The sequence below is a fragment of the Desulfofundulus thermocisternus DSM 10259 genome (assembly GCF_000686645.1).
Classification (GTDB): Bacteria; Bacillota; Desulfotomaculia; order Desulfotomaculales; family Desulfovirgulaceae; genus Desulfofundulus; species Desulfofundulus australicus.
Genome location: NZ_KK365995.1, coordinates 19,819 through 39,653, shown reverse-complemented (window position 1 = coordinate 39,653; position 19,835 = coordinate 19,819). Strand labels below are relative to the sequence as shown.

The 19,835-nt window shown below is 55.4% G+C and carries 26 protein-coding genes, 3 pseudogenes and 1 riboswitch; of the genes and pseudogenes, 9 read left to right on the top strand and 20 right to left on the bottom strand.

Going from position 1 to position 19,835, the window contains the following annotated elements:
• Window positions 1–259, bottom strand: a 259-nt coding sequence (locus BR83_RS0114290) for a helix-turn-helix domain-containing protein (protein WP_034635642.1), incomplete at its 3' end; no start/stop codon positions are given.
• 64 nt (window positions 260–323) lie between these two features.
• On the opposite strand from BR83_RS0114290, the gene BR83_RS17805 reads away from it, so the two are divergent.
• On the top strand, window positions 324–941 hold the full coding sequence (locus BR83_RS17805) for a methyl-accepting chemotaxis protein (protein WP_051618292.1): 618 nt from the start codon (window positions 324–326) through the stop codon (window positions 939–941).
• On the opposite strand, the gene BR83_RS0114280 is transcribed toward BR83_RS17805, so the two are convergent.
• The 3 genes from BR83_RS0114280 to BR83_RS16200 form a co-directional block, all read right to left on the bottom strand.
• Window positions 938–1,711, bottom strand: a complete 774-nt coding sequence (locus BR83_RS0114280) for a carbohydrate deacetylase (RefSeq protein WP_027357615.1) — start codon at window positions 1,709–1,711, stop codon at window positions 938–940. The genes BR83_RS17805 and BR83_RS0114280 overlap by 4 nt on opposite strands.
• 121 nt (window positions 1,712–1,832) lie before the next feature.
• Entirely contained in the window at window positions 1,833–2,306 is a 474-nt protein-coding gene (locus tag BR83_RS17470; RefSeq protein WP_027357614.1) for a hypothetical protein, read from the bottom strand.
• Between the two features lie 29 nt (window positions 2,307–2,335).
• Complete coding sequence (locus BR83_RS16200; RefSeq protein ID WP_242839691.1) at window positions 2,336–2,887, bottom strand: ABC transporter permease; 552 nt, start codon at window positions 2,885–2,887, stop codon at window positions 2,336–2,338.
• Between the two features lie 9 nt (window positions 2,888–2,896).
• Between BR83_RS16200 and BR83_RS16870 the strand changes: the two are divergent.
• A pseudogene (locus BR83_RS16870) lies at window positions 2,897–3,103 on the top strand (nucleoside deaminase); the annotation flags it as partial.
• Window positions 3,104–3,127: 24 nt separating this feature from the next.
• On the opposite strand, the gene BR83_RS16195 reads toward BR83_RS16870, so the two are convergent.
• The 10 genes from BR83_RS16195 to BR83_RS16530 form a co-directional block, all read right to left on the bottom strand.
• The gene (locus BR83_RS16195) at window positions 3,128–4,960 is read right to left on the bottom strand and encodes a DUF342 domain-containing protein (RefSeq protein WP_034635632.1); all 1,833 of its coding nucleotides are present in this window, start codon (window positions 4,958–4,960) and stop codon (window positions 3,128–3,130) included.
• 18 nt (window positions 4,961–4,978) lie between these two features.
• Window positions 4,979–5,290 carry an STAS domain-containing protein gene (locus BR83_RS0114260; RefSeq protein ID WP_034635639.1) on the bottom strand — a complete coding sequence of 104 codons (312 nt, stop codon included), beginning with the start codon at window positions 5,288–5,290 and terminating at the stop codon, window positions 4,979–4,981.
• The gene (locus BR83_RS0114255; RefSeq protein ID WP_027357612.1) at window positions 5,280–6,005 is read right to left on the bottom strand and encodes a PP2C family protein-serine/threonine phosphatase; all 726 of its coding nucleotides are present in this window, start codon (window positions 6,003–6,005) and stop codon (window positions 5,280–5,282) included. The genes BR83_RS0114260 and BR83_RS0114255 overlap by 11 nt, the downstream gene beginning before the upstream one ends.
• Before the next feature lie 7 nt (window positions 6,006–6,012).
• Window positions 6,013–6,324 (bottom strand): STAS domain-containing protein, encoded by a 312-nt coding sequence (locus BR83_RS0114250; protein WP_242655980.1) that lies wholly within the window; start codon window positions 6,322–6,324, stop codon window positions 6,013–6,015.
• Between the two features lie 24 nt (window positions 6,325–6,348).
• Window positions 6,349–7,371: an ATP-binding protein gene (locus BR83_RS0114245; protein WP_242839690.1), complete on the bottom strand. Its 1,023-nt coding sequence runs from the start codon at window positions 7,369–7,371 to the stop codon at window positions 6,349–6,351.
• 332 nt (window positions 7,372–7,703) lie between these two features.
• On the bottom strand, window positions 7,704–7,952 hold the full coding sequence (locus BR83_RS0114240) for a hypothetical protein (RefSeq protein ID WP_027357609.1): 249 nt from the start codon (window positions 7,950–7,952) through the stop codon (window positions 7,704–7,706).
• Entirely contained in the window at window positions 7,952–8,566 is a 615-nt protein-coding gene (locus BR83_RS16190; RefSeq protein ID WP_242839689.1) for an HD-GYP domain-containing protein, read from the bottom strand. Before BR83_RS16190 ends, BR83_RS0114240 begins: the two co-directional genes overlap by 1 nt.
• Window positions 8,567–8,895: 329 nt before the next feature.
• Window positions 8,896–9,000: riboswitch (cyclic di-GMP riboswitch) on the bottom strand.
• Between the two features lie 234 nt (window positions 9,001–9,234).
• Complete coding sequence (locus BR83_RS17040) at window positions 9,235–9,405, bottom strand: ParB N-terminal domain-containing protein (protein WP_162164763.1); 171 nt, start codon at window positions 9,403–9,405, stop codon at window positions 9,235–9,237.
• Window positions 9,398–9,547, bottom strand: coding sequence for a hypothetical protein (locus BR83_RS17255; RefSeq protein ID WP_157833038.1), 150 nt, complete (start codon window positions 9,545–9,547; stop codon window positions 9,398–9,400). The genes BR83_RS17040 and BR83_RS17255 overlap by 8 nt, the downstream gene beginning before the upstream one ends.
• Before the next feature lie 213 nt (window positions 9,548–9,760).
• Window positions 9,761–10,165: a hypothetical protein gene (locus BR83_RS16530; RefSeq protein ID WP_051618290.1), complete on the bottom strand. Its 405-nt coding sequence runs from the start codon at window positions 10,163–10,165 to the stop codon at window positions 9,761–9,763.
• A 91-nt stretch (window positions 10,166–10,256) separates the two neighbouring features.
• Between BR83_RS16530 and BR83_RS0114210 the strand changes: the two genes are divergently transcribed.
• Window positions 10,257–10,460, top strand: a complete 204-nt coding sequence (locus tag BR83_RS0114210) for a type II toxin-antitoxin system VapB family antitoxin (protein ID WP_027357608.1) — start codon at window positions 10,257–10,259, stop codon at window positions 10,458–10,460.
• Window positions 10,453–10,866 carry a type II toxin-antitoxin system VapC family toxin gene (gene vapC, locus BR83_RS0114205; RefSeq protein ID WP_027357607.1) on the top strand — a complete coding sequence of 138 codons (414 nt, stop codon included), beginning with the start codon at window positions 10,453–10,455 and terminating at the stop codon, window positions 10,864–10,866. The genes BR83_RS0114210 and vapC overlap by 8 nt, the downstream gene beginning before the upstream one ends.
• 137 nt (window positions 10,867–11,003) lie before the next feature.
• On the opposite strand, the gene BR83_RS0114200 is transcribed toward vapC, so the two are convergent.
• On the bottom strand, window positions 11,004–11,342 hold the full coding sequence (locus BR83_RS0114200; protein ID WP_027357606.1) for a hypothetical protein: 339 nt from the start codon (window positions 11,340–11,342) through the stop codon (window positions 11,004–11,006).
• Between the two features lie 50 nt (window positions 11,343–11,392).
• The gene (locus BR83_RS0114195) at window positions 11,393–11,899 is read right to left on the bottom strand and encodes an acetate and sugar kinases/Hsc70/actin family protein (RefSeq protein ID WP_027357605.1); all 507 of its coding nucleotides are present in this window, start codon (window positions 11,897–11,899) and stop codon (window positions 11,393–11,395) included.
• Between the two features lie 311 nt (window positions 11,900–12,210).
• Here BR83_RS0114195 and BR83_RS0114185 point away from each other — a divergent pair, with 311 nt between their 5' ends.
• From BR83_RS0114185 to BR83_RS0114170, 4 genes are read left to right on the top strand one after another with little or no spacing between them, the layout of a single operon-like run.
• A complete protein-coding gene (locus BR83_RS0114185; RefSeq protein ID WP_027357604.1) occupies window positions 12,211–13,332 on the top strand; it encodes an ABC transporter ATP-binding protein in 1,122 nt (373 codons plus the stop codon).
• Window positions 13,329–13,970 carry an ABC transporter permease gene (locus BR83_RS0114180; protein ID WP_051618288.1) on the top strand — a complete coding sequence of 214 codons (642 nt, stop codon included), beginning with the start codon at window positions 13,329–13,331 and terminating at the stop codon, window positions 13,968–13,970. Before BR83_RS0114185 ends, BR83_RS0114180 begins: the two co-directional genes overlap by 4 nt.
• A 33-nt stretch (window positions 13,971–14,003) precedes the next feature.
• On the top strand, window positions 14,004–14,618 hold the full coding sequence (locus BR83_RS0114175; protein ID WP_051618286.1) for an ABC transporter permease: 615 nt from the start codon (window positions 14,004–14,006) through the stop codon (window positions 14,616–14,618).
• Between the two features lie 25 nt (window positions 14,619–14,643).
• A complete protein-coding gene (locus tag BR83_RS0114170; RefSeq protein WP_027357601.1) occupies window positions 14,644–15,549 on the top strand; it encodes a glycine betaine ABC transporter substrate-binding protein in 906 nt (301 codons plus the stop codon).
• Window positions 15,550–15,716: 167 nt separating this feature from the next.
• Here the strand turns inward: BR83_RS0114170 and BR83_RS16180 are convergent.
• The 4 genes and pseudogenes from BR83_RS16180 to BR83_RS0114150 all read right to left on the bottom strand — a co-directional run.
• Window positions 15,717–16,354, bottom strand: a pseudogene (locus tag BR83_RS16180) (reverse transcriptase domain-containing protein); the annotation flags it as partial.
• Between the two features lie 612 nt (window positions 16,355–16,966).
• A complete protein-coding gene (locus tag BR83_RS17465) occupies window positions 16,967–17,080 on the bottom strand; it encodes a flagellin (protein ID WP_034635636.1) in 114 nt (37 codons plus the stop codon).
• A gap of 375 nt (window positions 17,081–17,455) precedes the next feature.
• Window positions 17,456–18,889 carry a flagellin N-terminal helical domain-containing protein gene (locus BR83_RS17800; RefSeq protein ID WP_027357599.1) on the bottom strand — a complete coding sequence of 478 codons (1,434 nt, stop codon included), beginning with the start codon at window positions 18,887–18,889 and terminating at the stop codon, window positions 17,456–17,458.
• Window positions 18,890–19,027: 138 nt separating this feature from the next.
• Entirely contained in the window at window positions 19,028–19,264 is a 237-nt protein-coding gene (locus tag BR83_RS0114150; RefSeq protein WP_242839688.1) for a carbon storage regulator, read from the bottom strand.
• Between the two features lie 284 nt (window positions 19,265–19,548).
• Here BR83_RS0114150 and BR83_RS17685 point away from each other — a divergent pair.
• Window positions 19,549–19,787: pseudogene (locus tag BR83_RS17685) on the top strand (IS3-like element ISHahy4 family transposase); the annotation flags it as partial.
• Window positions 19,788–19,835: the final 48 nt, after the last annotated feature.

Here is a 19,835-nt window from a genome sequence, read left to right as displayed (position 1 = left end):
TGGACAATGAGCCGTTGTAGCCTTTTTGAACCAGTTCTTTGTGTATTCTTGTGCCAATATAACCCTTATTAAGCATGGCCTGGATTTCTTCCCTGTACCGATCCAGTTGTTTATCATACTTCCTGGCTTTAAATTGTGGCGGGTTGGCGTCTTTAAGGTACTTCTTAACGGTATTCCTGGATATACCCAGTGTCCGGGCTATTTTCCTGATGCTGACCCCCTGGGTATGCAGTGCTTTGATGCGTTGCCATTTGTACATGCTTACCACCTCTTTTGCCTCCCCCTCTCGAGGGAGATTTTATCATGAGGTGGGTCAGTTTTATTTGACGATCGGGGGTCAATTCTATTTTACGATCTACATTGCCGGCAAGCTTGAAATCGTCCAGCCCATAGCCAGGATTGCCTCATCCCTGGTGGTCAAGATGCTCAGGGACGAGGAAATGAAGTCACAGATACAGGCCCAGGCCGAGGCGGTGGCCGAGGCCATACAACAGGCGGCCCATGCCATTAATGAATTCACCGCTTCCTCCCAGGAACTGGCCGCCACCAGCGAAACACTGGTCCGGGAATCGCAGGAAGCAGCACAGCAGGTAAAGAGTACCACCCAGATCCTGACCTTCATCCAGAACGTGGCCGACCAGACCAAGCTCCTGGGGTTGAACGCTGCCATTGAAGCGGCCCGCGCCGGCCAGGTGGGCCGGGGATTCGCCGTGGTGGCCCAGGAAGTACGCAAGCTGGCCGATGAAAGCAGCCGTTCCGCAAGGGAGATTGAAAGGACCTTAAACCAGTTCAAGTATGCCATTGAAAGGGTCTCGGCGGGTATTGAAAAAAACAGCACCATAACCCGGGAACAGGCCGGAACGATGGAAAAAATAGCTGAAATGGTGGAAAAACTGCAGCAAATCGGCACCCGCCTCCATGAAGTGGCTTCCAGACTCTAACCGGAGGAGCGACCTGCCAGATCCAGGTAACCCGCCAGCCCGATCCCCTGGTCAAGCAGCCACTGCCTGGTATCCGGGTCGCAGAGAATGGCCAGCTCCCTCTCCCGCTGCCAGGTGTAGCTGCTCCGCCGCTCCAGTTCCTCATCCACCATGCCGGGGTGGGTCATCAGCTCCATCACCCCGGCACCATTCTGCAGCCCGGCGGCAACCAGGCGGCGAAAAGATTCCCCGGAAACCCGCTCATCAAACCAGCAGCCGCAAAAATAATCGGGGGTGGGTATACCCCGGCTTCTTATCCTTTTACGCATGGAGGAATCCAGGCTGCGCACCGGAAGCCTGTAATGCCGGGCCACGTCCAGCAGGGCTTCCAGGATTACAGGATGGCTGTGGACGTGATGGTGCGTATCCAGGTGGCTTATGCGCACTCCCGCCGCCCTGACCTTTTCCACCTGGGCCAGGAATTCCTTCCTAACTTCTTCTTCGTTCAGGAGCCCGGAGAGAAGGGCGTCCTTTTTCTTAAACCACCCCCGGTCGTCCACCATTGAGGGTACTTCCGCCAGATCGCAAACGGGCCTGCCTGCCGTGAGGCAGAGGTGCACCCCGGCAGCCTTCAGCCCACCCCGGCGCAAAACAGCCAGAGCATCTTCCGTCCCCGGCTGGTTGACCATCAGGCTGGTGCTGGTAACCGCCCCGCATTCCATGGCCTTAATAATCCCCCGGTTCACACCCGCCGTATAACCGAAGTCATCGGCGTTGATAATGAGCAGCACAGCCCTTGTCCCTCCTGTATTTCCGGCTCTGCCTATTCCTACTTGCAACCATTTGCAACCCTGGCGGGCTCAACGTCCTCTTCGTCCAAATAGCGCTTCGCTTCATTATCCCGGCTACCTCCTAGTCCTCAAAAAGCTCGTCCGCCAGCCGCTTGATAGCCCTAGCCCTGGTATCAGTGGCTTCTCTGTCCAGGGTTATATCCCGGTAAAGGCATCCACATAAAAGTCGGAACCGGGATCCGGGATATAGACTAGGTAGGGAGATGGGGCTTTCTGGTCGTAATATTCGGGCCAGATGTAAACCAGTTTCAGGGGATGCTGTTTTAAAAATTCGGCTTCTGGCCGTTTCGACCGGCACCACGTTCCGGTTGTCCGGCAGGGGAACGGGCGGACCGCTTATACCGTTGTAAAATGCGATGATCTTACCGGTCAGGGCGTCTACCTGCACCGAGCAGGCCCGGTCCATGATCGGCACGCCCTGGTGGACCTGGTTAAAGGTAAACGAGATTACCGGTAGGGGGCGTTCCTGATCTTTCAGCTTGCTCTTGTCCACCCAGGAGGGAACCCTTTCTTCTACCTCCGGGTGCACCTGCATCTCCAGCTCTGCCGGCCCTGCCCGTCATATCAATGCCAAATGCATCGGCCAGCAGCCTGGCGGCTTCCTCCGGCGGCCAGGTAGACCAGGGTGTAAACGGCCCAGCCGGGCAGGCCGAAATTTACCCCCGTGGGAATCCCATTTTCACCCAGGATCTGCATTAAAACAAAAACAGGGTTGATGTCCTGTAAAAACTCCACCACCCAGGCCAGAAAGGCCGGGTGCCAGGTTTCCGGGCTTATGGCTACCCGGGTCTGCAGCCGGTTCACTTCATACAGAAACACCGCCAGGAAACCGGTGCCCGCCGCCAGGGCGAAGGCCAGGCCGTAGGCCGTGACGGTGCTCACGCCCGTTCTTTTAAAGAAAGAAGAGCAGGCAACACCTATGCAGCCAAAGAGAAAGATGGTCACCAGGTAGAAGCCAAAAACCCCCAGCACCTGCCCCGGGGCGATGCCGCCGTACATAAAAACGATGCTGTAAAGAGGCAGGGTGGCCACCACCAGCAGCACCACAAAGGCGCAGGCAGAAACCAGCTTGCTCCAGATGATCTGCCGGGGGGTGAGCCGGGTGGTTAGCAGCACGTTCAAGGTCTGCCGCTCCCAAAGGCCTGTGATCTGGGGGAAGTGCCCATCGGCGCCGTGGTGGTCTTAAACGGCGAAATCACCGGCCCGGGCCACAACCTGCGGGAAACCCTGGTGGACAGCACCGCCCACGCGGAAATTCTGGCCTCAAGGGAAGCGGCCAGGAAATTGAGGGACTGGCGTCTGTTGGGTGCCACCCTCTACAGCACCATTGAACACTTTTTATGTTTTCTGGGTCCATTATACTTTGCTGAGGTTCCCTTCTTTATCCAGCCAGAGGCGGATACCTTTCTCTACTCTTTTAAATCTATAAACCTGGTCTCCTATCACTATAGTAACGTTCTCAAAGGCATGCCCCACGGTGACCACTGCTTTCGGACCGGTTACCACCCTGGTGGTGACCCCACTTCTGGACCCCAGCTCTCCCACATGCACATCCCCGCCAGCCTGTATCTCGCCACCGCGAAAGACCCCGGATACAGTCACCTTTTTACCGGCATGGATCCGGGAATTATAACAGCCACTTCCCACCACCCGGACATTGCCGGTAGCTATAACGGTAGAATTGTGGATGCTCGATGCTACTACATCACTTTCTGCAGACTGCTGGAAGGCAAAGGCCTGTTCCCATTCACCGGCTCGCCGGGCCAGTGTTTCGAGCTCCTGGAGGTCACGTACAGCCAGAGGGGAACGAACCAGCACCCGTTCTACTTCCCGGATAAACTCTTCCAGGCCTTCATCGGCCATTCCCGGGGGCATAGTTTCAACCTGCTTCTTGAAGGTACTGGCGGCAGCGGGAAGATGGCGGAACTTCCTCTCCAGCAACAACACTAACAGGGGACCAATACCATGTTTAAGATCGCCCTGCTTGAATGCCGGTTGATCCATCAACTGCCGGATAGCCATGATCATCTCCTGCAATCCGGCCGCCAGGGCATGAATTTGTGGCAATATTACCTGCGAAAAAGAAGGAAGCCCTCCTGCAATCACCATTGATGAGAGAATGTTCCTTCCAACCAGGACGGACCCCGTGGCATGAACCCTCGCACCGGAAACCAACCCGCCCACCCTGACATTCCCGCCCACTTCAACCACCATCCCTTCTGCCACATTACCGGCAATCAGGATATCTCCTTTAAAGGTAATGTTACCCGAAGCAAGGTCTACGTCACCTTCATGCACCAGCTCGGGTAACACGCTTACTTTTACCAGGTTGCGCCAGCGGGAGGCCACTGGACGTCCAGGCCGGGCCGCTACGGCCCGATTACCATCCCCGGTAAGCACCACTCCTTCACCTGCAGAAAGGATAAAGTCCCGGGGCGACGGCGGCACAATTACCTCGCCCTTGACGCTGGTGCCGGGACGGCCCGGCTCGGGCGGGTGTTTGATAGCCAGGATGTCTCCCGCCTCCACTGAAGTAAAAACATACCGTTCCCGGAAGTCCACCGCTTCGTCTTTTCCCGCCAGTACCGGCACCCTGGGATTTGAAGAAAAAAGCAATTCCACCCGGCCGTCTTTCCCCGGTTCTACAGGAATACCCCGGGCAATAACCACCTCCTCTTCGGTACAGGATGTAACACCGCGAAAACAGGCTTCCCAGTCTACGCCATAGTTAATCCCCAGCCGGGCTAACTCCTGCAACAGTTCGTCCCATGTAAGTGGGGGAAGGCGTTCTTCCCACTCCACTACCTTGAACTGCAGTATTCTGGAAGGCAGAAGATCTGGCAATTCCCGGTGAATTATGATCACAGGTTGCATTCGCAACACAGCTTGCAGGCCATCGGGAGATACGGATATAGACCAGTTTCCTTCTCTACGCTCTTCCACCGTTTCCACCCGTATAGCATCCTCCATAGAAACGGGGGTGGGTTGAGTGCACTCCCGCCCGTTAACAGTCAACCTTACTCCCGGGCAGGGTACCACCACCGGGTAAGGTCCCTCCGGCTGGTGCCGGACAATAATGCGCCCCTGTTTTACAAAAGCATACGGACCCGCTGTTTCTACGTCCGGAGAAGTATTATCCAGTGCACTCGCTGTTGCTGCGGGGGAGCTCCAGATGATCTCCTTTTTCATTTGGGAGCCCACCTCCTGTTAAGCATCGGGATCTGCCTTCAGGATTTCCAGCACCCTGAAAAACCCTATCAATTCCAGGTCTTCCCGAATATGATCGGGAATGCACACAATTCTCAGGGAGCGGCCCTGCCGGTAAAGATGCCTGGCCTGGTTCAGGAGCATACCTGCCCCTGAAGAGTCAATGAACTTGAGTTCCCGCAGATTTATCTCTACCACTTCCTCCGGCCGCCGCTGAATTTCCTGTTGCAACTGCTCCACGTTGCTATAATCCAGTTCACCCGACACCTCCAGAATGGCCATTTTTTCTGTCTGCCGAACTCTAATCTCCACTTTTTTCACCTGCCCTCCCCGCCACCTTCATAACAGCCAGTGTCACATCATCCTTTTGGGGAAAACCGCTGGTAAATGCCTGCAGGTCAGATAAAATGTTTCGTTTCATCCTGTCTGCATTAGCACCATTTTGAAGACAAACTATCTTCTTTAACCGTTCCAGCCCGTACCTTTGCTCGCCCGGGCCACAGGCCTCCACAAGTCCATCGGTATACAGCACCACCGCATCTCCGGCGGCAAGAAAAAATTCCTCCACCCCTGACCCGAGGTAATCTTCCAGCAGGCCCAGGGCGACTCCCCGGCACCGGGCCACTTTAACCTTTCCGTCGGATAGAAGGAGGGGAGGGTGATGTCCTGCATTGACACAGGTAAGTCGTCCGGTTATCCCATCGTAACACAGCAGGCACAGGGTGGCAAAAGCCCCGCATTTCCGCAGTTCATACCCTGCTACCTTGTTTAACAGGCGCACCGCCTCCAGAGGATGGGGATTGTTGGTAATACAGTCCCGGAGCATCTGCCGGATTGTTTCCATCAGCCGGGCAGCATGGAATCCTTTACCCATTACATCTCCGATAACGGCAAACATGGTTCTTGCATCGCAGGGGATAAACTCAAAAAAATCTCCCCCGACCTGTTCGGCAGGCAAGCAACTCCCACTAACTTCCAAACAGTAAGCCCTCAGTATCCTTTCGTTCCCCGTAATTACTTCTACCATCCTGCTCCTACCTTTCTTCTCCGGCCAGAGCGGTGTCCTGTGCCAGGAGCCCGTCAAGCCCAACCAGCCGCATCACTTCTGCTACGTCGGGCTGCGGCCTCAAAACCAGCATCCGGCCTCCTTTTTGCCGCCATTCGTTGCTAATGTCCAGCAGACTTTTCAAACCAGTTGAATCAACGAAGGAAACCCCCGACAGATCTATTTCCAATGTATGTTCCTTCACTTTCCCAACAGCTTCTTGCATTTGTACCACCGTTTCCATGTCCAGTTCACCATTCAGCACCAGCCGGCAAACTCCCCGGTCAACATAAACATCCACCTTCAGCAACAAAAATCACCCCTTTCACTGGTTTAATCCGGTCAACCCTTCCGCAGGCATAATGCCAAAGTCCAGGATCAAAACGGTACCTGACGATCCTGTATTGAGGTAGAGGCGGTCCGCATAGTAGAGCATCAGAGTAAATCCACATCCCAGTGAATTCTTGGTTGAATAATGTTGCATCAAAGTTGCCCGGGTCAGTTCACTGGTTTTAATTCCCGGACCCCGGTCCTGAACGATAATCCTGACGGTATCCCCTGACTGCCTGGCTTGCCAGCAACCGCCCCCTGCATGTTTGAGAGCATTGGCCAGCGCCTCTGTCAAGCACAAGGCAATCGCGTGCTGCCTGCGGCTGTCGAGAACAGGCAAGGCTTCCCGCATTGCCCGGCGGGCTTCCGGAATATCGCGGGACTGCCGGACCTCACCCCTGGCCAGTTCCATCCCTTCTGAGACCACTTTTTCTATTTCTCCACTACCTACCAGGTACAGACGCCCCCCCGTTACCGCTGCTATGGCCTCCCGGTAAACCTGCATCTCCTGCCGGTGCATCTTTCTTTCCTTTTCAATCACCCCGGTGATGTCTAAAGCCAGCAGCCCTCCGCTCCTGTAGTCGAACGGCACGCAATGAAGGTCAAATACCTTTTTCCCGTCAGCGCTAATGATCACCTCGCGCCGGTGTTCAGCCTGGCGGATAGCCTGGCGCATCAGCTTTTCCGTTTCTTCCATGGGCAGGCCCAGGTCAGCCTGACCCGAAAGGAAACGGAAGCGACCACTTTCATATTTCATCACCACTCCGACCTTGAGGGCATTTATTAGTTCAGATTTTTCCACCTCAGCCAGCAGTTTTTCCCTGACCAGATCCTGAAGGTGCTCCGGCAGGTGCCTGGTAACCTCATATATTAATTCGCCGGTGCTGCCGGCCAATAACTGGTACTCCTCCCTGCTGAGACGGCGGGCAGTCTCCTGCTTCCGGTGGACACACAGGATATCAAATAAATGGACGTTGTTTTTCCCTTTAAAAGATACCCCGGCCACCTCTACCCACAAGTTTTCCTGCAACCTGATTACATACCGTCCTGGAACGGGGGCTTCTGTTTCCAGACCAAACTCCGTGGTACTTAATACCAGAATGCGGGCTGGATACTGTTTCCCATACCCATCTTCCAGCAAGACCCTGACAGGGGACGAAGGCACCCGGCGAAGGGGGCTTGGCTGAATAAAATACTGGCAATCCACACAAGCACGGTCCGGTTCTTTCTGAGCGCATTCAAGACACCGTCGCATTTTTCACCATCCTTCTGCCTCTCAGCCCACAAAACGGACATTCTCCCTGCGGATCGGGGTGAAGAACCAGAACTGACAGCGGCCGCTGTACCAATCTATTCCACTGTTAGTGCCAGAACAGTACCAAACAGGGCGTTGAATATGCCTCCCCTGAAACCGAAAGCATAACCCAGCAGGATGGCCGGAATGACGTAGGCGTACCATACGGCGTTGCTGAAAACCCCCTGCCTGCACAGCAGGAGTTCATAAATTACCGGCAGCGCATAAAATACCGCGCAGCAGGTGCCGAGCAGGAAATAATGTTTTGACAGAAAACGAACGATACTTTTTCTCCTGCCGCTCATCAGGTAGTCGTCAGCACCTCCCGGTCCCGCTTCCGGAACGGCACCTCCAACTTGCTGCCGGAAACATCAAGGTTGAAAAACGCTTCCACCACCCGCGGGTCAAACTGCGTGCCCGCACAGCGGTAGATTTCCTCCAGTGCCTCACGGGTAGACATGGCCGGCCTGTACACCCGGTGCGAGGTCATGGCGTCGTAGCTGTCGGCAACCGTTAGGATACGCGCCCCCAGGGGGATGTCTTCCCCTTTCAGACCGTACGGATAACCCCGGCCGTCGTAACGCTCATGGTGGTAAAGCATCAGGAGGTTGATATCCTTCAATTGAGGTATGTAAGAGAGAATCTGAAAACTGTAGACCGGGTGTTTTTTTATTTCTTCCCATTCCTCCCCGGTGAGCTTGTCCGGCTTGAAGAGAATTCTGCCGGGAACTGCCATCTTGCCCAGGTCATGGAGTAAACCGGCCACATATATCATTTTCTGATCATTTTCGTTCATCCCAAGCTCTCTTGCCAGCATCACAGCCAGGGAAGCTACCCGTTCCGAATGGCGCGAAACCCCTTCCAGCCGGGCTTCCAGCATCCGGAAAAGAGCCCGGACAAGATGCGTTAATGAATCCACGATATCACCTCAAAATGGGAACATGGGCAGGAGAATGCAGCGGCAAAACAGGAAGGAACTAACTGGAGATAAATAAAGGAGGGGAGCGCAGTGAGGGGATAATAGCGTTATCTGTTAATATCACCATTACATGGCATATAAGGCAGAGATTACCCCCCCCCCCGAACGTATGTACGTAATGTTATAGTTTGTCCAACCATAACAAAGCCCCCATTCCATAAGCCCTTTGTAATACGTCAATTTGTTAATGATAAATTCAGGTTCATCTTCCAGGGTCCAAAGTAAAAAGCTACAGGGAGAAAAGCATCTGCCCTGTAGCTACTTTTCTCCCCTGCAACCCAGCCGTCATAGCTCCCCACCCAGGTGTTTTGCGGGGAACCTTAGACCTGCGGCTTTGCGTCCCCGGCTTTCGCACGGGTTTGCCCTCCGGGAGTGAATTTATTTGCTGTTTATCTACTTATTTTAGAACTAATTCTATTGAATCAGCATAATTTTCCTGTGTCAAGCAAATAATGCAACTTTATGTCGAGTCCATGTCAAAAAGCAGATATCCACCAATGCAGTATTTTTCACAAACAGATGACAGTTACAGGTATCCTGAATGGTATAGTAAAGAGCGTAAGCGTAAAATACCCCCCCCTTGCATTCAAGGTGGGGGCTAAAACAAGCTAATTATTCATCTCCCCTGCTATGAGCACGTTGTCAGGCGTTACTACGGGATAGTTGATAAGCCCGTTTTCCGCTATATCCCCCGCCAGTTCCTCAAGGTTGCCCATGTCTTTCCGGACGCGGTCGATAATTTTGATGTCGGCAATTCTAACTCTTCGAACTTTATCCAAGCCGAACACCTCCATGAAAACCAGCTTCTAGGTACGCCAGCATTTCCGCTACCTGTTTATTCACCGCATCGTAACTCACCCGGACGATCGACAGGCCGTACTTCTCGGCCATGTCAACCTCTTCTCTGATGAAAAAGTCCATCACGCTTCGCCCCCGGAAAAAGAAAAAGCCCGGCACTGAACCGGGCAAAAAATGGGAAGAGGGGAGGCTTCTGAAAAAAGCCAGCCCGCCGCCCATCCGGGCCGGGGCTTTATGCCCAACTGACCGTCGCGGGCGGGCCAGCGTAAGTTTTATATAAGCACAATAGTGTTATTTTTACTTTTACCATCTTCCAAGATTATTACTCTTATACATTTAACGCGGCACTACTCCGAGGCACCGCGCTATTAAAAGCACCGTCCCGAGCCACAGGGCCGGGCGAAGGAACCACGTTTCCACGCGCGAGCCGGTCTCGAAGGTGAACGGCCACGGCAGTACTTCCCTCAATGACCACCTCCTCCCGAAAGACCACGTCCACCATACCCCCTGGGGGTTGAAGGAATCCAGCACCAGGTGGCTCGTCTCGGCGAGATACCCGGTAATGCGCCGGATCCTGCGGATGGGGGATTCCTCGTAGGTCTTGACTTCTATTTCGTCCCCGCAGTCGGTTAAAACAATTTTGGCAATGCTCTTTCTCTGCCGGGCAAAGGTTTCTTTCTCTTCGGCTATCAGCCGGTCCACGAGTTCCTGTTCAATGGTACCGTTGACGATTATTTGCAACACAAGCACCTCCCAACAGAAAAAGCGAAGATAATATTCTGTCTTTATGAATCCAAATTATCTGTTATAATTAATTGTAGGGTGATTGATTATGAAAACAACCTTATATGTCAACCGGAAACTTTTGCGCGAAGCCATGGAACTGGCGGGGCTGAAAGGGATTACCGAAACCATCGAAGCGGCCCTTACGGAATTCGTCCGCCGCAAACGCCTGGAAAAACTTGCGGCGAGCCTGGGCAGGGTGGATCTGGCGCTGAACGATTCCGCTCTTGAGGAGATCCGGCGGGATGAATGAACGGTTTCTGGTCGATACCTCGGTCTGGATCGAAGCCCTGCGTCCCGGAGGGCAGCAGGAAATCGTCAACTGGTTAAAGGAAGCGCTGCTCCTGGAAACCGTGGTCCTCGCCCCTCCCGTCAAGACGGAAATCCTGCTGGGTGCCAGAAACGAAAAACAGTTTGCCGAACTGAACGAAATGCTGAACGCACTCCCACTGCTCGAAGGGGAACACGAAGTATGGGAACGCGCCGCCTCCCTCGGGTTCCGCTTGCGGCGTCAAGGCCTGGTGATTCCACTGGTCGACCTTGTCATCGCTTCCTGGGCGTTCTACCATTCCTGTACTCTCGTCCACCGCGACAGGCATTATGACCTGATCGCAAACGAATTCCCGGAACAGAAGTTCCTGAGCTTCACGGAGCGTTGACAAAAACGGATCTCCGCAAGCAGACCTCTTCCGGAGGAACTTAATTGGAGTTTAGATATCTAAACTTTTCGTAGCTATTATTCCGTTCCGTTCCGCCCGCACGCCTGAAGGGAAACAGGCGGAACGGAACGGAAAAGTCAGAGCACGAAATCCGCAACGGCGTCGTCGATGTCGTCCCTGACAGCGGGACCGGAACTCTCACCGCCCGGCCCGCTAACTCCGGGTTTCACCTGACCCCGGACCGCCAGTTCCAGGAGCGCGTCGAGCTTCTGAAGGCACGGGGCCCCGAAGCGGGCGTACCAGGTCACCGCGCGGGCCACGTAGCCGGCCCGGTCGGCCTGGACGTCCAGCACTCCCGCCACGTCCGGTGGCACCCTGAACTTTATGCGGCAGGACTTGTCGGCCACTATGTGCCACACCTCCAGCACCGGCCGTTCCTGCCCTGCGCGGCAGGAACGGCCTTTTCCGTGCCACACCCCCGCGCGGGTTATCCCTGCCCGTGGCACGATCGCGCGGTAAAGCGGGTTTAGTCCCCGCCGTTACCGGCTTTCCCCCGTAGCACGGCGACAAGACCCTTGGCCAGGAACCCGGCGGCGTTCGCGAACTGTGAGTCGGGCAGCACCTCGCATTTCGCCAGGCGCGACACGGCACCCTGGACCAGGGTGGCGCCGCCGCCCGCCAGGAACACCAGGCAGTCGCTCCACCGCCGCGCCACGCGGGAAGCCACCAGTTCGGCCAGCTGTGCGGATTTCGCCGCGGCCGTCCCCGGTACGTCGAATTTCCTCCGCAACAACAAGACATCGCACCAAAACCACCTCCTGTAAAAAAGTTGCGGGCCGGGAGTTTTCCCGGCCCGGACGATATACCTTCTGCGGCCGAACCGTGCGACCGCAGGGAAGATATTTTTATCCCGGCCGGACCGCCCGCCAGCCGCGCCGCCCTCCCCGGGCGGGAGGACGCAGTGAACGCTCTCATCGGATAGATTTTGCAGTACTTCCAGCACGTGGCCGACTATGAAACAGTGGTGGCTCACGAAAAATCCCTCCGAAAGAAAAAACCGGGCGGTTTTTTCGTTTTTTCTTTCAGAACCGCCCGGCAGAAAAAGCGGCGCACTTCGGCCAAAAAGGGCAGACTAACCCTCTATCGGTTATGATGAAACTTTGACCGTATTGACTGTGGATAACTTCACCTTTGGTGCAATAACAACTTGTTGTTACTTTGGAAGATGTATGTTATAATATGTCAAGTAAAACACATGTTTATTAAACCTGTTGGTAACAAAATATTAGTTGATTGATAAAACTTTTGTCATACGGCTGGTGCCGGTACACGGGAGGGCAAAAATTGATCAAATTTGAAGAAGTTACAAAAAAATACGGCAACCAGGAAGTGGTAAAAAACATCAATATGCACGTTCGCGAGGGCGAATTCATGGTGCTCATCGGCCCCAGCGGGTGCGGCAAAACAACCACCTTAAAAATGATCAACCGGCTGGTGGAGCCAACTTCCGGGCGCATTTTAATCCGCGACCAGGATATCATGGACATGAATCCGGTTAAGCTCAGGCGGGAAATAGGTTATGTAATTCAACAAATCGGCCTGTTCCCCAACATGACCATTGAACAAAATGTGGACCTGGTGCCCCGACTCCTGAAATGGGACAAGGAAAGAAGGGCCAAGCGCGTCCGCGAATTGCTGGAACTGGTGGACATGGACCCGGACCTTTACGCCCACCGCTACCCCAACGAATTAAGCGGCGGCCAGCAGCAGCGCATCGGCGTGCTTCGTGCCCTGGCCGCCGAACCGTCCGTCATTTTGATGGACGAACCCTTTGGCGCCCTTGACCCCATTACCCGGGAAAATCTCCAGGATGAGCTGAAAAACCTGCAAAACAAACTGCACAAAACCATTGTGTTCGTCACCCACGATATGGACGAAGCTTTAAAGCTGGCCGACCGCATAGCCATCATGAAGGACGGCCGGATCGTGCAACTGGATACTCCCGAAATGATCCTGAGGAAACCGGCCAACGAATTCGTGCTGGAATTCATCGGCAAGCACCGGGTGGCCGGCGGTGGCCCTGCCACAGTTGAATCCGTGATGAAGTCCAACCCGGTGATCATCGGGCCGGAACGGGGTGTGGAGGAGGCCCTGGCCTTGATGAAGCACAAGGGGGTAAATACCCTGCTGGTGGTGGAACAGGACAAGCGCCTCGTGGGCGTGGTGACAGTGGAAAAACTGGACAAAAATCGCCGGCGGGCCAGTACGGTGAAGGAGTTGGTGGAAACCGACATACCGGTGGTGGCAGCCGGATCCCCGGCTCGGGAAGCCTTTAACACGCTTACCGCCAACAAGCTGGACTACCTGCCCGTGGTGGACGAAAAAAAGCGCCTGCTGGGCCTGGTAACTAAAACCAGCATTGTCAACGCCCTGGCCAGCTTCGTTTGGGAGGAGGAAACCGCGTGAACCCGCTGCTGGAGCTGTTAACCCGGAGCTGGGCGGACATCCTTGTGGCTACCTGGCAACACGTATACCTCTCCCTGGGGTCGGTGGCCCTCGGCGCCCTGGTGGCCGTCCCCCTGGGCATCTGGCTGTCCAGCCGCCAAAATATCGCCCGGGTGGTGTTGAGTATAGCCGGCACCATCCAAACCATCCCCAGCCTGGCCTTTTTCGGCTTCACCCTACCCGTTTTGGGCATCGGCGTCCTGCCGGCCATGGTGGTTCTATTCCTTTATTCCTTGCTGCCGATTCTGCGCAACACCTATACCGGAATCAGGGAAGTCCCGGGAGAATTGATTGAAGCGGGGCGCGGAATGGGCATGAACGACCGGCAACTGCTGTTCATGGTTAAACTGCCTATGGCACTGCCGGTAATAATGGCAGGACTTAGAATTTCCTCCGTTTACATCATCAGCTGGGCCACCATCGCCGCGCTTATCGGTGCCGGCGGGCTGGGCGACCTTATCTGGGGTGGCATGAACGTGTACGACATATGGCTAATCCTAGCCGGGACCATTCCGGCGGCCCTGCTGGCTCTGTTGGCCGGCTTTACCCTGGGACGGCTGGAGAAAGCCGTTACGCCGCGGGGCTTGAGATCAACATAAAATAAAAGATTGCCGGGCAAAGAGGTGAATGGCATGGGCCAAATTTTGCAACTTACGCTGGAGCACCTGTGGTTATCGACCGCCGGAGTACTGGTCGCCGGCCTGGTGGGCGTACCTCTGGGCATATTACTGGTGCGGGCCCGCGCGTTGGCCGGTCCGGTCATGAGCCTCGTGGACGTGTTGCAGACCATTCCCAGCCTGGCCATGCTGGCGCTGGTCATGTTTTTCCTGGGCCTCGGCAATAACAGCCTTATTGCCGCGCTTTTCGTTTACGCGCTGCTACCCATTCTCAGAAATACGTACACCGGCCTGGCCGGCGTCAGCCCGGACCTGTTGGAAGCGGGCAAGGGCATGGGCATGACCGGCTGGCAATTGCTGCGCCAGGTTCAGCTACCCATCGCCCTGCCGATTATTTTAGCCGGCTTTCGGGTGGCCATGGTTACCGCCATCGGCATTGCCACCATCGGCACTTTAATCGGTGCCGGCGGGCTGGGCGAACCCATCTGGAGGGGCATTCAGCTGGCAAACACTCTCATGATCATGACGGGGGCCGTTCCCGCCGCCCTGCTGGCCATCATCACCGACGTATTGCTGGGCGGGCTGGAAAAGGCACTGGTGCCGAGGGGGTTGCGGGCTAAAAACATTTAATGACTATGCAAAAGGGGAGTGACTGATGAAAAGGAAAGGGTTGTTGCTTGTAGTAGCCTTGCTTGCCGCTGTGTCGCTTATTGTGGCGGGATGTGCCGGGGAAAACACCAAAAGCGCGGGTGGAAAAGTTGTGGTGGGCTCCAAAAACTTTAACGAGAATATCATTCTGGGTGAAATGCTGGCCCAGCTGATCGAAGCCAAAACCGACCTGCAGGTGGAGCGCAAGCTGAACCTGGGCGGGACGCTGGTTTGCTTCAACGCCCTGAAAAACGGCGACCTGGACCTGTACCCGGATTACACCGGCACAGGATTGATGGCCATCCTGAAACAACCCGTGGAAACCGATCCGGATAAGGTTTACAACTACGTGCAGGAGCAATACAACAAAAAATTCAAGCTTAAATGGATGAAACCTTTCGGTTTCAACAACACCTATGCCATTGCGGTACCCCGGGAAACTGCCGAAAAATATAACCTGGAAAAGGTGTCGGACCTGGTGCCGCTGGCCGGGAACATGGTTTTCGGCGCCGAGCAGGAGTTTTTCAACCGGCCCGATGGTTATGACGGGCTGGTCAAAACTTACGGGCTCAAATTTAAAAACACTAAATCCTTTGAAACCGCCCTCAAGTACCAGGCCACGGCCCAAGGCAAAATTGACGTGACGGACGCCTTCAGCACCGACGGTGAATTGATCACCTACGATTTAAAGATTCTGGAAGACGACAAGAAATTTTTCCCGCCCTATTTTTGTACGGCCGTAGTGCGGATGGACACGCTGGAAAAGTACCCTGAACTGGAAGATATACTGAACCTGCTGGCCGGCCAGATCAGCGACGAGGAGATGCAGCAACTCAATTACCAGGTGGCGGAAAAGGAGCGCGACGCCAAGGAAGTGGTGAGAGAGTTCCTGGAAAGCAAGGGCATCATTTAATACCGCGTTCCGTCAAAGACCCCTGCTTTGCGCGGGCAGAGGTCGACAAGTTCTTCCGGCAGAAACTCATCAGCCATGTAGACTCCGTGGCCGTTAAGACCGTGTATTCCTGGCTGCTCCACCAGACGCGGGAACGCTTTGGGGTAGCGGCTGGCGAAGCAGAGCTTGTAGCCCCTCTTTTCCAGTTCTTTGTCCAGGTCGTCCAGCAGAATGTTGGCCAGGAGCGGGCTTAAAGGTCCACCCTGCGGCGTCCCTTCCGCCGTTTCCATGACCACTCCGTTCACCATGACGCCTGCGGTAAGATAGCGGCGGATAAGAGTGAGTACCCTTTTATCCGTGACTTTCCGGGCTACCCGGGCCATGAGTATGTCGTGGTTTACCCGGTCAAAGAATTTCTCTATGTCCAGGTCCACGGCCCATTCGTATCCTTCTTCTACGTACTGACGCGCTTTCCTTACCGCGGCATGGGCTCTTTTCCCGGGCCGAAACCCGTAACTGGCCTCTGAAAATTGCGGGTCGAAAATAGGCGTCAATACTTGCAGGAGAGCCTGCTGGATCAGGCGGTCCATTGCGGTAGGTATCCCTAAAAGCCGTTTGCCTCCCCCGGGTTTCGGGATTTCGACCCGGCGCACGGGCATAGGTCTGTAGGTACCTGCGAGCAGTTCCTCCCGGATGCGCGCCATTCGGCACGGATCTGGTCCCGAAGCCGTTCGGTCGGGATGCCATCTATGCCGGGCGCGCCTCCGTTCCGCTCTACCCGCTTCAGGGCAGCCAGCATGTTGCCCCTGGCTACCACCTGTTCCATCAGGCCGCTATTCTGGCCTCCGCGAGGTGCCGTCCCGCTTTGTGCCGGAGAAGGACTCGGCCCTCCCGCGGTCCCCCGCGGCTTCACCACTTCCTCCCGCGGGCAGGCCCCTTCCGGGGTTTTCTGCTGTCTTCGCCCTCCTCGCGAACGCACCGGTCTCACCTCTGACTTGATGTTCGGGCCTTCCCCTGGAGTTCATGACCCCCAGGGTACTATGCCCTCTGCTGACTCCTGCCGGTTCAGCCGTGCCTTTCGACACGGGTTACCAGCTTTGACTGGCTTATCCGGCAGGCCTCCCCGGGTAAGAGCGTTAACCTTCACCCCGTGCCCGCCCCATATACTCTACCGTCCCTTGGCAGCCTGGGATTTCGCTGTGTCATGCCAGCTCATCCGAACGGTCTAGCCTCTTATGGGGTTCTTGTTCATCGGGCCGTGGTTTTGCCTCCGGCTTCCTTCGGATTCCACCTCGCGATGGACACCCTTGCCTTTGGCTAGCAGACTCGTGCTGCCTCGCCTGCAGTGGACTTTCACCACCAAGTTAACGCCCATGCCGGGCGCACATGCAAAAGGCCTCCCGGTTTGACGGGGGGCCTGTAGCAGGTGTTTCGCCGGTTACCGCAGGAGTTGCAGCACTTGTTGCGGTACCTGATTTGCCTGGGCCAGCATTGCGGTCGCGGCCTGGGCGATGATACTGTTCTTGGTGAACTCCATCATTTCTTTGGCCATCGTTGCCACTGGATGTTTCCATCCAGACCAGACTATATCTTCACCCTCAGCGCCCTTTATGCTGTTTGTATTAAGGGCCTGTTCGGGGCCGGGTACTTCGGGCGTGGAGTTCTTACACCCTACGGGCTTCATCACCATAGCGCCAGTTTCACTATTCGTACCTGCCGCCACAGGTGGTATGCCCTAGTCGTTGAACCTTCCCCAACCTTTCGGTACAGGGGCTCGGCTGCTGATTGCCCAATCCTCCCGGCTTTTCTACCGTTCACGCCCGCCCTTTCGGGCCACGTTGTCGGGCGGGAGGCTCTAAGGGTTTCCCAGCAATTCACCCGGTGATACTCCTGGCCGTTACCAGCCAGGACGACTGTGCCTCAAGCCTTAAGCGGCTTCGGCATAATCAACGTCGCGGATGCGGGACTCGGCGGCGGAGAGGTTTTCTGAAGCTGTGCCCAGGTTGTTGATCGTGTGCTCAAGTCGGTTCTGGTAGGCGCCCATCTGCGAGCGGGCCGTGGAGACGATGTTAATGGCGTTGTCGATGGCGGTGATGGCTTTCGAGGCGTTGTCCTGGGTATTAACCAAGATGCCCTTCTCCACCGTGGCCTCCTCGATAATCTGGCCGTCGGAGCTAGTGGTGGCCGCCGTGGACTCCGCCGCCACGACGTCAAGCAGGGCTGTAGGCAAGGAGGTGTCCACGTCCAACGCGTTAATGCTGGTCGTGTCCAGGGTGACGTTCAGGCCGTTAGTGAAGGCCACTGCATTGGCCAGGTTGGTGCTGGTGACGGATTTGGTCTCGATTGCCGTGCCGTCCTCGCTGTACAGGGTGAGGTCGACGGCGGCGTTAGTACCTGTGCCAGTGGTGGCAGTACTACCAAATCCTAAAGTGGAAGAGGCATCTCCTGTTACACTAATACTTACATTTGACCCCTTATCTACAGTGGTGAATATCAGTTTGCTGTTACTGAGGGTACTGCTATCGATCGAAACAACGACCTCCCCCTTCAGAGAGGTAGCATCGATTTTTTGCTGTATTGCAGCTACTAATGCATCGGGAGTATCGTATGTCCCAGAAGAAATTGTAATGTTTACCCCTGTACCACCATTGAGGGAAATAGTTAAAGTTGCATCAGAACTCAGAGTTAGACCACTGCTTAAATCGATATCGCTTCCCTGGACCGTTGCGGCAGTGGCAGCCGTGGTCACAGTACCACCAATTTTGTAGGTACCCGTCTTAATTGTGGCGTTAGAGCTCAAAGTACCCCCCTGGACTGCACCGGATTGAGCTACAGAAACGCCCTGGTGGGCGGTGAGGCCCAGGGTGTAGGCGTCGAAGGCGCCGAAACTGACGCTGATGCTCTGACCCTCATTGGCCCCGATCTGGAACACCTGGTTCTTAAAGCCGCCGGCCAGCAGGTTTTTGGTGTTGAACTCGGTTGTGTTGGCAATGCGGGAAAGCTCCTTGGCCAACTGGTCGACCTCTTTTTGAATCTGCTGACGGTCGCTGGCGGTGGCGCTATCGCTCGACGCCTGCACGGCCAGTTCCCGCATCCGCTGCAGGATGGAGTGGGTTTCGTTCAGGGCGCCTTCAGCGGTCTGGAGGAGGGAAATACCGTCTTGAGCATTCTTAGAGGCCATATTGAGGCCCCGGATCTGCCCGCGCATCTTCTCGCTGATAGCCAGGCCCGCCGCGTCGTCGCCGGCGCGGTTGATCCGAAGGCCCGATGAGAGCTTCTCCAGCGACTTGCTGGCGGCGGTGTTTACGCTTGACAGCTGACGATAAGTATTTAGCGCCGCGATGTTGTGGTTAATGATCATAGTGTTCCCGGCTTCCCTGGAAAGCTTCAGCTTTCCCTGCCGCAGTGTGCGGGAGGCAGGTATTACCTGCCGGAGAAGCCGAAATACTCACCTCCTGTGATTTATTTAACCTCCCCGTCCATGAGAGAGGCATGTGCCTTAAGTGGTTTCTTCCTGCTGTTCCCTGTCCTTTTCTACCAGTTCGGCCCGTACAATGTGGACGTCTTTCGGTGCTTCGATGCCGACACTCACCTGGTTTCCTTCTATCTGCAGAATCACCACCTTTACCCGGCCGTCGATGATGAACGCCTCTTCTTCCTTGCGGGTAAGGACCAGCACCTTCCCACCCCCGTCCCTGGCACCTGTTTCCGCTTCCCTGCTTTCCGCTGCGTTCACTAATTACAATCGACATGTCTCACGCAGACTTTAGAGTCCCCGGCAAAGGAGTGGAGCTTATATGCAAATTGCCGAAACCAACCTCACCTTCCGCAAGACGCCGGCCCGCCGGAGCAGGACATATAGTCCTGCACCACGCCGACGCAAGCCGGTGTACCGTCCACGATGTCCATCAGTGGCATTTGAACAAAGGCTGGACCGGTATAGGTTACCACTTCTTCGTTAACAAGGCCGGCCGGGTTTACCGCGGCAGGCCAATCGACACCGTCGGCGCCCACTAAGCTGAAACGCAACGCTTAGAAGAACTTGAAAAAAGGCTTAAAGCAGTCAGCACCGAAAATGACCGGTTAAAAAGGCTCTTAGCAGAGAAAGAGCTGGAGCTGGCTATTTTTAGAGAGCTAAGGGATAGAGTAAACCCTCGTTAGCCGACAAAGTCGCCATAGCAGAAAAGTGGATTTCCCAGGGTTATAGCGTTCGCCTTGTTCTCGGCTTTGTCGGCCTGCCCCTCTCCACCTACTATGCTTTTAGACACCTATGCTGTTTGCATTATGTCCCGAAGGAGACATGGTAG